This window comes from Collimonas fungivorans Ter331 (assembly GCF_000221045.1).
Lineage (GTDB): Bacteria > Pseudomonadota > Gammaproteobacteria > Burkholderiales > Burkholderiaceae_D > Collimonas > Collimonas fungivorans_A.
Genome location: NC_015856.1, coordinates 1572245 through 1586201, shown reverse-complemented (window position 1 = coordinate 1586201; position 13957 = coordinate 1572245). Strand labels below are relative to the sequence as shown.

The 13957-nt window shown below is 59.5% G+C and carries 14 protein-coding genes; all 14 read right to left on the bottom strand.

The window, feature by feature from the left end:
- Positions 1 to 51 precede the first annotated feature (51 nt).
- The 14 genes from CFU_RS06935 to pyrH all read right to left on the bottom strand — a co-directional run bounded on the left by CFU_RS06935 (position 52) and on the right by pyrH (position 13777).
- Complete coding sequence (locus CFU_RS06935; protein ID WP_014005332.1) at positions 52 to 834, bottom strand: TrmH family RNA methyltransferase; 783 nt, start codon at positions 832 to 834, stop codon at positions 52 to 54.
- Positions 831 to 1460 carry a ribonuclease HII gene (gene rnhB, locus CFU_RS06930; RefSeq protein WP_014005331.1) on the bottom strand — a complete coding sequence of 210 codons (630 nt, stop codon included), beginning with the start codon at positions 1458 to 1460 and terminating at the stop codon, positions 831 to 833. The genes CFU_RS06935 and rnhB overlap by 4 nt, the downstream gene beginning before the upstream one ends.
- Before the next feature lie 42 nt (positions 1461 to 1502).
- Complete coding sequence (gene lpxB, locus CFU_RS06925) at positions 1503 to 2693, bottom strand: lipid-A-disaccharide synthase (RefSeq protein ID WP_014005330.1); 1191 nt, start codon at positions 2691 to 2693, stop codon at positions 1503 to 1505.
- 2 nt (positions 2694 to 2695) lie between these two features.
- Positions 2696 to 3484 (bottom strand): acyl-ACP--UDP-N-acetylglucosamine O-acyltransferase, encoded by a 789-nt coding sequence (gene lpxA / locus CFU_RS06920; protein ID WP_041741428.1) that lies wholly within the window; start codon positions 3482 to 3484, stop codon positions 2696 to 2698.
- A gap of 4 nt (positions 3485 to 3488) precedes the next feature.
- The gene (gene fabZ / locus CFU_RS06915) at positions 3489 to 3995 is read right to left on the bottom strand and encodes a 3-hydroxyacyl-ACP dehydratase FabZ (RefSeq protein WP_050808497.1); all 507 of its coding nucleotides are present in this window, start codon (positions 3993 to 3995) and stop codon (positions 3489 to 3491) included.
- The gene (lpxD, locus tag CFU_RS06910; RefSeq protein WP_014005327.1) at positions 3988 to 5067 is read right to left on the bottom strand and encodes a UDP-3-O-(3-hydroxymyristoyl)glucosamine N-acyltransferase; all 1080 of its coding nucleotides are present in this window, start codon (positions 5065 to 5067) and stop codon (positions 3988 to 3990) included. Before lpxD ends, fabZ begins: the two co-directional genes overlap by 8 nt.
- 21 nt (positions 5068 to 5088) lie before the next feature.
- A complete protein-coding gene (locus tag CFU_RS06905; protein ID WP_041741427.1) occupies positions 5089 to 5613 on the bottom strand; it encodes an OmpH family outer membrane protein in 525 nt (174 codons plus the stop codon).
- A gap of 95 nt (positions 5614 to 5708) precedes the next feature.
- Entirely contained in the window at positions 5709 to 8087 is a 2379-nt protein-coding gene (gene bamA / locus CFU_RS06900; protein WP_041741426.1) for an outer membrane protein assembly factor BamA, read from the bottom strand.
- Positions 8088 to 8146: 59 nt separating this feature from the next.
- Entirely contained in the window at positions 8147 to 9517 is a 1371-nt protein-coding gene (gene rseP / locus CFU_RS06895) for an RIP metalloprotease RseP (protein WP_014005324.1), read from the bottom strand.
- A 9-nt stretch (positions 9518 to 9526) separates the two neighbouring features.
- Positions 9527 to 10699, bottom strand: coding sequence for a 1-deoxy-D-xylulose-5-phosphate reductoisomerase (ispC, locus tag CFU_RS06890; RefSeq protein WP_014005323.1), 1173 nt, complete (start codon positions 10697 to 10699; stop codon positions 9527 to 9529).
- 5 nt (positions 10700 to 10704) lie between these two features.
- Positions 10705 to 11529: a phosphatidate cytidylyltransferase gene (locus CFU_RS06885; protein WP_014005322.1), complete on the bottom strand. Its 825-nt coding sequence runs from the start codon at positions 11527 to 11529 to the stop codon at positions 10705 to 10707.
- Positions 11529 to 12296, bottom strand: a complete 768-nt coding sequence (gene uppS, locus CFU_RS06880; RefSeq protein WP_041741425.1) for a polyprenyl diphosphate synthase — start codon at positions 12294 to 12296, stop codon at positions 11529 to 11531. The genes CFU_RS06885 and uppS overlap by 1 nt, the downstream gene beginning before the upstream one ends.
- 82 nt (positions 12297 to 12378) lie before the next feature.
- Positions 12379 to 12939, bottom strand: a complete 561-nt coding sequence (gene frr / locus CFU_RS06875) for a ribosome recycling factor (RefSeq protein WP_014005320.1) — start codon at positions 12937 to 12939, stop codon at positions 12379 to 12381.
- 121 nt (positions 12940 to 13060) lie between these two features.
- Complete coding sequence (gene pyrH, locus CFU_RS06870) at positions 13061 to 13777, bottom strand: UMP kinase (RefSeq protein WP_014005319.1); 717 nt, start codon at positions 13775 to 13777, stop codon at positions 13061 to 13063.
- Positions 13778 to 13957: the final 180 nt, after the last annotated feature.

Genomic DNA, 13957 nt, shown 5'->3' with positions numbered 1-13957 from the left:
GATAGCGCCCGCGGTTCTAAAGAGGAAGAAAGATATCAACTACTTGTAGATCTAACTGGTTTGCCGCAGCTGTTCAAAAAAACATACCGCTGCTGCAGCAGCAACATTCAGCGATTCCATCTGGCCGCGATGCGGAATCACGACTTGCTGGCCGGCCAGCTGCAACAGATCTTCCGCAACGCCCTGGCCTTCGTGGCCGAACAGCCATGCCAGCGGCGCGCTGAGATCGGCCTGGTAGATGCTTTGGGTGGCATAGGAGCTGGTGGCGAATACCGGCACCTGCGTCGCCTTTATGAGCGCAGCCAGGTCGACGCCTTCAAAGATATCCAGGATGAAATGCGCGCCCATTCCTGCCCGCAAGACTTTCGGCGACCATGCGGACGCGCTGCCTTCCGAACAATAGATCTGCTTGATGCCGGCGGCGGCGGCGCTGCGCAGGACGGAACCGAGATTACCTGGATCCTGCAGGTTGTCGAGCAGCACGGCGGACTGGGCCAGCGCTGCCGGCATCGCCGTTTTCGGCGTTTCAATCACGAACAGCAGGCCGACGCCGTGTTCGACCTGGCTCAACGCCTGGTACTGGCCGTCCGGCAGCACCACGCACTGCACCGCCGCTGCCTGGCATTGGCGGATCACCGCCGCAGCCTCGGCATGCGACAGCGCAGTTTCGCTGGCGACGCATAGTTCTGGCTTACCACCATGCTGCAAATAGGACTCGGTCAAGTGGATCCCGTCCAGCAACGTACGGCCAGCCTTGCGCCGCGCCTGAGCGCTGGTCGCCAGCTGCTTGAGTTCCTTGTATAAAGGATTGGCGGACGAGGTGATGCTTTTCATGATGCTGCTCCGCCGGGAACAATCGCCAGTAATGCCCGCACCGGTGCATAGGATTTGCGGTGCACTGGCGACACACCATGCAGGCGCAGCCGCTCCATGTGCAGCGCAGTCGGATAACCCTTGTGCTGATCGAATGCGTAGTGCGGATATTGTTCGTGCAACAGCTGCAGCGCGGCGTCGCGCGCTGTCTTGGCCAGGATCGACGCCGCCGAAATGGCTTGCACCTTGTCGTCGCCCTTGACGATGGCTTCGGAACGGATGCTGAGCTGCGGGCAGCGGTTGCCGTCGATCAGCGCCAGCGTCGGCAGCATCGACAGTCCTTCCACCGCGCGCCGCATCGCCAGCATGGTTGCCTGCAAAATGTTCAGCGTGTCGATTTCAACTTCGGAACATTCGGCGATGGCCCAGGCCAGCGCATTGGCCTTGATTTGTCCGGCCAGCAGCTCGCGCCGTTCGGCAGTCAGCTTCTTGGAATCGCGCAAGCCGCTGACCGGCCGTGCCGGATCGAGTATCACGGCGGCGGCAAACACCGGTCCGGCCAGAGGGCCGCGGCCGGCTTCATCGACGCCGCAGATGGTTTCGCCGTCGTAGGTAAAGAGAGAAAAATTGGGATCGGATAATTTCACGGCAATAAGGTCACGGCATTCAGTACAAATAGGTGCGCCGGATCAGGCCGGCGATGTACGTCGAGGTTGCCGACGGTTCTGCTCAATCACTTGCAATACAGCTTGCGCGCTTTCGTTGGCGGTGTCACGCAGCAAAGCGTGATGCATGGCGGTAAAGCGCTGCCGCAGCATTTCCTGGCGCGCCGGATCTTCCAGCTGCGCCCAGAGCGCATCGGCCAGCGCTTGCGGCGTGGCATTGTGCTGCAGCAGTTCGGGCACCAGGAATTCACGCGCCAGGATATTCGGCAGGCCGATCCACGGCTGGTAACTCATGTGGCGCAGGATTTCCCAGGTGGCGCGCATCATCTTGTAGGCGATCACCATCGGTTTCTTGTAGAGAGCGACTTCCAGCGAAGCGGTGCCGGAAGCGACCAGCACTGCATCGGCTGCCGCCATGGCTGTGTGCGATTGCCCGTCCAGCAGCTGGATAGGCAGGTCCTGCAAGCCGGCCTGGCTGACCAGCTCGCGGAAAAACCTGCTTTGTTTCTCGCCCGCCATGGGCGCGATGAAACGCATGCCGGGATCACGCTGCGCCAGTATCCTGGCGGCTTGCACAAAAGCTATCGTATTGTGCTTCAGCTCGCCCATGCGGCTGCCGGGCATGATCGCCACCACCCTGCCATCGGCAGGCAAGCCGAGCGCGCTGCGCGCCGCGGCGACATCCGGCACCATCGGGATCACCTGTGCCAGCGGATGGCCGACGTAAGTCACCGGAATGCCGGCTTTACGATAAATTTCTTCTTCGAACGGGAAGATGACCAGCATGTGCGAAGCCGCACGAGCGATCTTCTTGATGCGGCCGCCGCGCCAGGCCCAGATCGAAGGCCCGATGAAATGCACGGTGGGAATGCCGGCCTGGCGCAGCTGCGCCTCCAAGCCGAAATTGAAATCAGGGGCGTCGACGCCGATGAACACATCCGGCTTGTCCGCCAGCAGGCGATCGCGTAGCGTTATCTGGATGCCCTTGAGCTCGCGGTAGTGAGCCAGCACTTCGAACAGGCCGTTGACCGACAGTTTTTCCATCGGCCAGTCGCTGATAAAACCGTACTCCGCCATCCTGGCGCCGCCGATGCCGTACATGCGCGCCTGCGGCAGGTGCGGCCGCAGCCCGGACAGCAGGCGGCTGGCCAGCAAATCGCCGGAACTTTCCCCGGCGACCATGGCGATTGCTGTGCTGGAGTCGGTGTCCGCCATGTTCAGCGGATGATGCCGCGCGCGGAACCGGCGATGAAATCGCGCATCAGCTTCAGGTATTCGGCAGACGCGGGAGCCTTGAGCTCTTCCTGCGCCAGCGCGGCCAAGGCATCTTCCAGCGCCAGGCCGGAACGGTAAATGATGCGGTAGGCACGCTTGATCGTCATGATCTGCTCGCTGCTGAAACCGCGGCGGCGCAAACCTTCGCTATTGATGCCGGCAGGTTCGGCGCGGTTGCCAGCGGCCGTCACGAACGGCGGGATGTCCTGGCTGACCGCAGCGGTAAAGGCTGTCATCGCGTGGGCGCCGATACGGCAGAACTGGTGCACGGTAGTAAAGCCGCCGAGCAGCACCCAGTCGCCTATATGGACGTGGCCGGCCAGCGTGGCGTTATTGGCGATCGTGGTATTGCTGCCGATCTGGCAATCGTGCGCTACGTGGACGTAGGCCATGACCCAGTTGTCGTCGCCGATGCGGGTGACGCCGCCATCCTGCACGGTGCCCAGGTTGAGGGTGACGAACTCGCGGATGGTATTGCGGTCGCCGATTTCCAGCCGGGTCGGTTCGCCAGCGTATTTCTTGTCTTGCGGCACAGCGCCTATCGAGCCGAACTGGAAAATCGAATTGTCGCGTCCGATCGTGGTGTGGCCTTCGATCACGGCATGCGGCCCGATCTTGCTGCCGGCGCCGATAGCTACATTGGGGCCGATCACCGTATAGGCGCCGACTTCCACGGAACTGTCGAGGGCCGCCTTGGGATCGATGACGGCCGTAGGGTGAATGCGCGTCATGGAGTCACTCTGACGGGCTGGCATCCACCACCACAGTCGCAGCAGCGCCGGGGCTGACCGCGGTGCGCATGGTGCACATGAATTCGGCTTCTACCGCCAGCTCGCCGTCGACGCTGGCGACCGCCTTGTATTTCCAGATGCCGCGCACTACGCGCACGATCTCGACTTCCAGCTTGATCTGGTCGCCAGGCTCGACCGGGCGGCGGAAACGGGCCTTGTCGATGCCGAGGAAATACACCACGGTATTTTCGTCCGGCTTGCGGCCTTCGGTCAGGAACGACAGCAGCGCGGCGGTCTGCGCCAGGGCTTCTATGGTCAGGACGCCAGGCATCACCGGCTTGTTGGGAAAATGGCCGTTGAAGAACTCTTCATTGATCGTGACATTCTTGATCGCCGTGATCGACTTGCCGCTTTCCCAATTCAATACGCGGTCAACCAGCAGCAGCGGATAACGGTGCGGCAGGTAGGTCTTGATCTGGTTGATGTCTAGCGTTTGGTTTGGACTATTCATTATCTTTTTCAGTAAGCTGTTGCGGTAACTGTTTGGTGAGCTGTTGAATGGATTTTTCCAGAGCCCGGATTTTCTCACGCATTGTATTCAGGTTGCGCACCAAAGCAGCAGATTTTTCCCAGTCGCCGTGTTTGGCAATCGGGTAAAAACCGGTGTATTGGCCTGGCTCGGAAATCGAGCGCAGTGCCAGCGTACCCGCCGATACATGCACGTGATCGACGATGGTAATGTGGCCATGGATCATCGCCGCCCCGCCGATCGAGCAATATTTGCCTATCCTGGCGCTGCCGGCAATCCCGGCGCAGGCTGCAATCGCAGTATGCGCGCCGATATGGCAGTTATGGGCGATCTGGATCTGGTTGTCCAGCTTGACCCCTTCTTCAATCACTGTATCGGCCAGGGCGCCACGGTCGATGGTGGTGTTGGCGCCGATTTCGACGTCGTCGCCGATCAGCACCCGCCCGGTCTGTGGAATCTTGACCCAGGCCCCGCCATCGTTGGCAAAACCGAAGCCGTCGGCGCCGATTACGACGCCTGAATGGATGATGGCGCGCTGGCCGACCTGGCAAGCGTCATAAATCGTGACGTTGGGATACAGATAACTCCCCTCGCCTATCGCGACGCCGCGGCCGATCACGCATCCGGCCCCGACTTGGACCTTGTCGCCGATCGAAGCGCCGGCGCCGACTACCGCATTGGCGCCGATATAGGCAGTCGCAGCAACCTGGGCAGCGGGGTCGACAGTAGCCGCCGGGTGGATGCCGGGAATGACGGGGATCGCGTTCCTGGCAGCAAAAAACTGCGCCGCCCGCGCAAAATACGCATAAGGATTGGCGGCGACAATCCGTGCGCCATGGTAATCCGCGCCGACCACGGCATCGTCCGCCGCGGACAGGATAATGGCCGCCGCCTGCGTTTGCGCTGCCTGGGGCCGAAACTTGGGATTGGACAAGAAGGTAATCTGCGATGCGCTGGCGTCGCTCACCGGCGCAATGCCGGTTACCTGGGTATCCGCATCACCGATCAGTTGGCCACCCAAGCTTTCGACCAGTTCTTTTAGCCGAATGCTCATAGTGGCCTTAACAGAATGAATTTACTTATTGAGGATTTTCAATACTTTATCGGTGATGTCGATGCGCGGGCTGACATACACCCCGCCCTCCTGGAACACCATATCGTATTTCTCGGCTTCGGCAATCTGCTTGATCGCCTTGGTCGAGCGCTCCAGCACGATCGCCAGCTCTTCGTTGCGGCGCTGGTTCAGGTCTTCGCGGAACTCACGCTGCTTGCGCTGGAAATCCTTGTCGAGGTCGCTCAACTCGCGCTGGCGCTTGATCCGCTCGGTTTCCGAAATCACGGCCGAATCCTTGTCCAGCTTGTCTGCCATGCCTTTCAGGCGGGTCGCCTGGTCTTGCAGGTCCTTGTCGCGCTTGGAAAATTCGGCTTCGATCTTGGATTGGGCAGCCTTGGCCGGAGTCGCCTCGCGCAAGATGCGCTCGCTGCTGACGAAGGCGATTTTCGAACCTTCATCTGCGCGCGCCGGGGCCGCCGACAATAAGCATACCGCCAGCAATCCGGCGGTTGGCAATGATGTAAAGGTTTTAATTAGAGATTTCAACACTATTCTCCGCAATTCAAATGATGCAACTTGTGCATTATGCCACTCTTGCCAGAATCTGCAATTGTGCACCATTCATTGTTTGATGCATCACACTAGAAACCGGTACCCAGCTGGAACTGGAAGGATTGCTGCTTGTCGGTAGGTTTCGCATTCAGCGGCTTGCCGTAGCTGATTTTCAGCGGACCGATAGGCGACACCCAGCTCAAGCCGATGCCGGTAGAATAACGCAACTCGCTCAACTGCATCGGCGCCTTGTCGGCATACACCTGGCCGCCGTCGAGGAAGGTGAACCAGCGCAGGGTGCGGTCGCTGCCCGAACCCGGGAATGGGAACTGCGCTTCCAGGTTGCCGAACACCCGCGAGGCGCCGCCCATCGAATCGCCGTACTGGTCGACGTTGGTGCCGACGCCCAGGGTCGAGCCTTCAAAACCGCGCACGGTGCCGATACCGCCGGCATAGTAGTTCTTGAACACCGGGAACGGCTTGCCGCCGATGCCGCGGCCATAATCGATTTCACCGTTCATGGCCAAGGTCACGGCATTGCTGAACAGAGGCTGGAAGTACTGGTGCTGGTAGCTTGCGCGGTAGTAGCGCAAGGTGCCTACTGCGGAAATTTCAAGGCTGGCGCGCTGGTAGCGGCCTTTGGTCGGCACCAGGGCGCTGTCGCGGCTGTCGCGCTGCCATGCAGCCGTCAGCGGGAAGCTGTTGGTGGTTGCCGTCGCCGGGTTCTGCAGCACGCTATAACCGAGGCCGCTGTCGACCAGCTTGCCGCTGCCGAAGTCCGAGACATACTGCTGGTACAGCAGCGGGCTGGAAGCATCGGCCGAGACGCTGGTGTTTTCCACGCCGATGCCGAAGAATACCGTATCCAGTTCCGAGAACGGCACGCCGAACTTGATGTCGCTACCGATGGTCCGCACCTTGTAGTCGCCGGTGGTGTACTGCGACGGACGCACGGTGCGGTAGTACACGTCGTACGTGCGGCTGATGCCGTCATCGGTAAAGTAAGGATTGGTCTGGGACAGCGCAACCACCCGCGAGTAGCTGCTGGTGTTGACGTCGAGCCCGATGGTGTTGCCGCTGCCGAAAGCATTCTGCTGCTGGATCGAACCGGACAGGCTCAATTTGTCCTGCTGCGAAAAGCCGGCGCCGACCTGGATGTTGCCGGTCGGTTTTTCAGTGACCGCCATGTTGATGTCGACCTGGTCGGAAGTGTTCGGCACTTCCGGCGTTTCGATGCCGACGTCCTTGAAGTAGCCCAGGCGGTCAACCCGGTCGCGCGACAGCTTGATCTTCGAACCGTCGTACCAGGAATCCTCGAACTGGCGGAATTCGCGGCGCACCACTTCGTCGCGCGTCTTGGTGTTGCCGGCAACGTTGATATGGCGCACGTAGACGCGCTTGCCAGGGTCGACCATGATGGTAAACGCGACTTCTTTCTTGTCCCGGTTCAGCTCCGGATTGGCGTTGACGTTGGCGAACGCATAACCGAAATTGCCCAGCCGCTCCGACATCTTTTTGGTGCTGTTGTTGAGCTTTTCGCCGTTGAATACTTCGCCTTTTTTCAGCTCCATCAAGGCTCGCAGTTCGTCCTCGCGGCCAAACATCTCGCCTTCCATCTTGATATCGGAAACGGTGTATTTTTCACCTTCGTTGATATTGATGGTGATGTAGATGTCTTTCTTGTCTGGAGTGATCGAGACCTGGGTCGATTCCACCTGCATCTCGATATAACCGCGGTTCAGGTAATACGAACGCAGGGTTTCGATATCGCCCGACAATTTCTCTTTTGCATACTGGTCAGCCTTGGTGTACCAGGTAAACCAGCCCGGCGAACGCAGCTTGATCTGGTCGCGCAGCTTGCTGTCGGAAAACTCCTTGTTGCCGACGAAACGGATTTCCTTGATGCGCGAGACTTCGCCTTCATCCACTGCAAATGTCACATTGACCCGGTTACGCTCGATCGGCGTCACGGTAGTCGTCACTTTCATGCCGTACAGGCCGCGCGACAGATATTGCTTCTTCAGTTCCTGCTCGGCGCGGTCAACCTGGGCCTTATCGAAAATGCGCGATTCGCCAACGCCGATTTCCTTCAGGGCCTTGGTCAGCTGGTCTTTGTCGAATTCCTTGATGCCGGAAAAATCGACGCCGGCAATCGATGGCCGCTCTTCCACCATGACCACCAGCACATCGCCTTCGGACTCAACCCGGACATCCTTGAAGAAACCGGTCGCGTACAGCGCCTTGATCGCCGCCGTGCCTTTTTCATCGGTGAAGGTCTCGCCTACGCGCACCGGCAGGTAGCTGAAAACGGTGCCGGCCTCGGTGCGTTGAATACCTTCAATGCGGATATCCTTGACCACAAACGGTTGCACCGCCAGCGCTTGGCCCGAACACACGGCAAAGGCGGCAGCAGCAATCAAACGACGGGGAAGAATCGACAAAGGGAAGTGCTCAGAATGTAATTTCATTAGCGATCGTTTTTTATCAATGTCCTTGCCTGCCACGATTGTCAGACAAGAGAGAGAACTTAAAATATGAGCCGAACGATGTCGTTAAACATGGCGACCATCATCAACGTCATCAAAATACCAATGCCCGCGCGTTGTGCAATAGCACCAACTCGCTCGGGAATGGGACGTCCAGTCAAAACTTCCAGCGAATAATACAGCAAATGACCGCCGTCTAGCACCGGAATGGGCAGCAAATTCATGACGCCCAGGCTGATGCTGATGAAGGCAATAAAGCTCAGGTAGCTGAATGCGCCGATGCGCGCAGTCTGGCCTGCATAGTCGGCAATGGTGATGGGGCCGGTGATATTTTTCCAGGAAAGCTCGCCGACAATCATTTTACCCAGCATTTTCAGGGTCAGGACACTGCTGTCCCAAGTCCGTTTTGCCCCTTTGGCAAGAGCTTGCAACGGCGGGCTGCTGGACAGCACCATCTCCGGCATCGTGGACGACAATTCGACCTTGATCCGGCCTATCGTTCCGTCCTTCGTCGACTGCGCTTCCGGCGTGACATCCGTAGTAAAGATATTGCCATTTCGCAACCCTGTCAGCGTCAAAGGCTTGCCCGCCGAAGCGCCTACAGTGGCAATGAAAGCCGTGCTGTCAGCTATCGGCGCGCCATTGATCGCCGTGATCTGGTCGCCGGCCAGCAAACCCGCTTTCATGGCAGGACCGACGGGATCGACTTTGGCCAGGATCGGTTTGCCGAGCGCCAGCTTGATGCCCAGTTTGCCGAGATAATCGCCCTCCAGGTCCTTGGCGCCGAGACCATCGGTCGACAGCTTGACCGTGTCCAGCAGTCCGCCGCCCGCAGGCCCTGGATTTGACCGTCGAACCTCGAGCTGGACCGGCACCTTGTCGACTACCGCCTGCATGACTTTCCAGCGCAATTCATTCCAGGTCTGGACCGCCTCGCCGTTGACGGCGGTAATCAGTTCCGTGCCGCGCAAGCCGGCCTGGTAGGCCGCGGTATGCTCGGCGACGGTACGCATCCTCGGCGTCGGCTCCATCTCGCCATGCATGTAGAGGCCAGCAAATAGCAAAATGGCAAGAGCAAAATTGGCCAGCGGGCCGGCCGCCACGATCGCCATGCGCCGCCATACCGACTGGCCGGTGAATTCGCGCTTCAGTTCCTGCGCCGACAAGCCGCTCACGTCTTGCTCGCGCGCATCGAGCATCTTGACGTAACCGCCCAGGGGCAGGATGGAAAGCGCCCATTCGGTCTGGTCGGGGCCGAACTTGCGCGAGAAAACGACCTTGCCCATCCCCACCGAAAAACGCAGCACCTTGACCCCGCACAAACGCGCGACCACATAGTGGCCAAGCTCGTGGATGATGACCAGGGAGCCAAGGGCGACGACAAATGCGAGGACGGTTTGCAGGAGGGCCATTTGTACGATTTATGCGTTCAGGAAAGAGTGAACCGTCTGGCGCGCTAGAAGATCCTGCTCAAGCAACAAATCGATATCGCTTACTGCGCACAGCGGCAACGTATCCATGGTGCGCGCTATCAGTTGATCAATCATGCGAAACCCGATTCTTCCATCTAGGAAAGCTTGGACAGCCACTTCATTCGCGGCGTTCAATATTGCAGCAGCCGAACCGCCTGCCTGCAATGCATCATACGCGAGTTTAAGGCAGGGAAAACGCTGCAGGTCGGGACGGCTAAATTGTAACTGCCCCACTACGGTCAGGTCCAGCGGGCTGACGCCGGACGCGATCCGTTCCGGATAGGCCAGTGCATAGGCGATCGGGGTGCGCATGTCGGGATTGCCCAGTTGCGCCAGCACCGAGCCGTCGATGTAAGACACCATGGAGTGGATCACGCTTTGCGGGTGGATCACCACCTCGATCTGGCTGGCGGCGGCGCCGAACAGCCAGTGCGCTTCGATCACTTCCAGGCCCTTGTTCATCATGGTCGCGGAATCGACCGAAATCTTGCGTCCCATGACCCAGTTCGGATGGGCGACCGCCTCTTCCGGGGTGACCGACTCCAGCGTCTCCACGGCCCGATGCAGGAACGGGCCGCCGGACGCGGTCAGCAGGATCTTTTCTACGCCAAGCGCGGCCGGCTGGCGCTGGTAGCCTTGCGGCAGGCATTGGAAAATCGCGTTGTGTTCGCTATCGATAGGCAGCAGCACGGCGCCGCTTTGCTTCACCGCATCGATGAACAGCTGGCCGGACATGACCAGCGCTTCCTTGTTCGCCAGCAGGATCTTCTTGCCGGCCCTGGCCGCAGCCAGGCTGGGCGCCAGGCCGGCAGCGCCGACGATGGCGGCCATTACCGTGTCGCAAGCCTCGGCGCTGGCCACCTGGCACAGGGCAGCGTCGCCAAACAGCACTTCGATCGCGGGCGCCTGTTCTTGCAGCAAGGCGCTCAGCTGCTGCGCCGCCGCCGCGCTGCCGACCACGGCCAGCTGCGGCTTGAAGCGCAAGCATTGCTCGGCCAGCTGCTCGACCCGGCTGTGGGCGGTCAGGGCATAGACCGAATAGCGTTCGGGATGGCGCGCAAGCACATCCAGCGTCGACATGCCGATCGAACCGGTGGAGCCGAGAATAGTAATATTTTGCATACGACCTAAAACCAGAAACTCAATAAGGCAGCCAGCGGCAATACCGGGATCAATGCATCGACCCGGTCCAGCACGCCGCCGTGGCCAGGCAGCAGGTTGCTGCTGTCCTTGATGCCGGCGCGCCGCTTGAGCAGCGACTCGAACAGATCGCCGACCACGCTGGCGGCCACCAGCACGGTCGCCGCCGCCAGCAGTCCGGTCCAGCCCCAGGTGGCCAGAAGGCGCACCGGGAAGGTCTCAGACAGGGCCGGCGCCAGGCTGAAACCGAACATCATGAGCAGCACCAGGATCCAGCCGCCGATGGCTCCTTCCCAGGACTTGCCGGGAGAAATCGAGGGCGCCAGCTTGTGGCGGCCGAAAGCCTTGCCGGAAAAATAAGCGCCGATATCCGCCATCCAGACGATCACCAGGACCGACAACAGGTACATGGGCGAGTGATGGAACAGCACCACAATCGCCAGGAAACAGCCGAAAATGGCAATCGCGTAGGTGCCCGCGACCATGCGGTTGGCGAAACTGGCCAGCGGCGGCAGGCCGAAACCCAGCGCCGGCACAAAACGCAAAACCCAGATTGCCACGCACAGGATGAACAGCAGGCGGATATCCGGGCCGCTGCCGTAGTACATGATGGCGGCAAACAGGATCAGCGCCGCCAGGCCCCAGGCCAGGGCTGCTTTAGGAGCAGCGCCGAAGATCCTGGCGCTTTCCCAGATGGCGGCGGCAAAAAAGAGCGTCGAAACGACGGCGAATGCGGGGAAATAATTGAAATACAGGATCGGCAGCAGGACTGCCAATAATAGCAAGGCCGTGATGACGCGCGTTCTCAGCATCAGGAGGCCTGTTCCAGCAATTGTGCGCTGGTGCGTCCAAAACGGCGCTCTCGCTGCTGATAGGAGGCAATCGCCTGGTCCAGCTCGCCGGCGCCAAAATCGGGCCAATAGGTATCGGTAAAATAGAGTTCGCTATACGCCAGTTGCCACAGCAGGAAATTCGAAATGCGCTGCTCGCCGCCGGTGCGGATGAACAGGTCCGGCTCCGGCGCATAGGCCATGGCCAGGTGCTGCGCCAGCTCTTCCTCGGAAAACACCGAGGCATCCTGGGCAGAATCGGCGCCGCGCGCGGCCAGCATTTTCTGCACTGCCTGCATGACGTCCCAGCGCCCGCCGTAATTGGCGCAGACGGTCACGGTCAGGGTGGTGTTGCCGGCCGTCTTGCGCTCGGCGTTATCGATCATCTGCTGCAGCTTGGCGTCGAAACGGCTCAGGTCGCCGACCACTTTCAGGCGAATGCCGTTGGCGTGCATCTTGCTGACTTCGCGTTCCAGCGCCACCACGAACAGACGCATCAGCAGAGACACTTCGTCGGCCGGACGGCGCCAGTTTTCCGAGCTGAAAGCAAACAGCGTCAGGTATTCGACGCCGCGCGCAACGCAGGCCTCGACCACCGTCCGCACTGCCTCGACGCCCTTGCCATGCCCAGCGAAACGCGGCAAAAACCGTTTGGTCGCCCAGCGGCCGTTGCCGTCCATGATGATGGCAACGTGCCGCGGCACCGTCGGAATTGCTGGTAGCGTTTGCGTGGAACTTGTATGGGCCATAGGTAATGAAATAAACAACAGAAGAACTACCGGAAAAGCGGCAGACAGGTACTGTACCTCGGAGATACAGTATCTGCCCTGATTACACCGTCAGTATCTCTTTTTCTTTATCAATCACTTGCTTGTCGATTTCAGCCACGAACTTGTCGGTCAGCTTCTGGATGTCATCCTGTGCGCGGCGTTCGTCGTCTTCCGAACATTCCTTGTCCTTGACCAGCTTCTTCAAGCCTTCATTGGCGTCGCGGCGGATATTGCGGATTGCAATTTTTGCATCTTCCGCTTCACCCTTGACCAGCTTCACCATTTCCTTGCGGCGCTCTTCCGTCAACGGCGGCGTCGGCACCCGGATCATTTCGCCCTGGGTGGCCGGATTCAGGCCGAGGTCGGATTCGCGGATGGCCTTTTCGACCACTGCAACCATTTTCTTTTCAAACGGCTGCACGCCGATGGTGCGGGCATCGATCAGGGTCACGTTGGCGACCTGGCTCAGGTTGGTCGGGCTACCGTAGTATTCCACCATGATGTGGTCGAGAATGCCGGTATGGGCGCGGCCGGTGCGTACTTTCGCCAGGTCGGCGCGCAAAGTCTCAAGCGACTTTTGCATTCTTTGATCGGTATTCTTTTTGACGTCAGCAATGCTCATGCTGTTCTCCTCTTCGAAAACGGGTGATTTTTTAAATTAACTCATACTTATTGATGCCAGCGATTTGCGCCAGCAATTTGTGCAAGCGATTTGCACAAATATTACAAATTGGGCAAATAATTTAAACGTGGACCAAAGTGCCTTCATCTTCGCCCAGGATGACACGCTTCAGCGCGCCCGGCTTGATGATGGAAAACACCTTGATCGGCAGCTTCTGGTCGCGGCACAGGGCGAAGGCGGTAGCATCCATGACTTGCAGGTGCTTGGTGATCGCTTCGTCGAAAGTGATATGCGAATAACGGGTCGCGGTTGGGTCCTTGTTGGGATCCGCGCTGTAGACGCCGTCAACCTTGGTCGCTTTCAGGACGATTTCGGCGCCGATTTCCGAACCGCGCAATGCCGCTGCAGTGTCAGTGGTGAAAAACGGATTGCCGGTGCCTGCTGCAAAAATGACAATCTTGTCTTCTTCCAGGTATTGCAGCGCCTTAGGCCGCACGTATGGTTCTACTACCTGTTCGATGCTGATCGCCGACATCACGCGCGCCGTGATGCCTACCTGGCGCATGGCGTCTGCCAGCGCCAGCGAGTTCATCACCGTGGCCAGCATGCCCATATAGTCAGCGGTAGCGCGGTCCATGCCTTGGGCGCCTGGCGCCACGCCGCGGAAAATATTGCCGCCGCCGATCACGATCGCCAGTTCAACGCCCAACTTGGCCACTTCGGCGACATCGGCCACCATGCGCTCGATCGTCGCACGATTGATGCCATAGGCGTCATCGCCCATCAGGGCCTCACCGGAGAGTTTCAGGAGAACACGCTTATAAGCTGGTTTTGTCATGGTCTGGGCCCCTTATGGCTTTCCGATTGAAATAAATATTGGTCGATGCCTTGTGTAGTGCTGAAGGACTGCAGCGCCATTGTCAGGCCAAACCGCAGCAAAATCCACTACCGCCGCGATTTAGAATGCACGGCGCCGGTTCCTGCGGCTTCCCCTGGATACGAGGCAGCAATTCAGCAA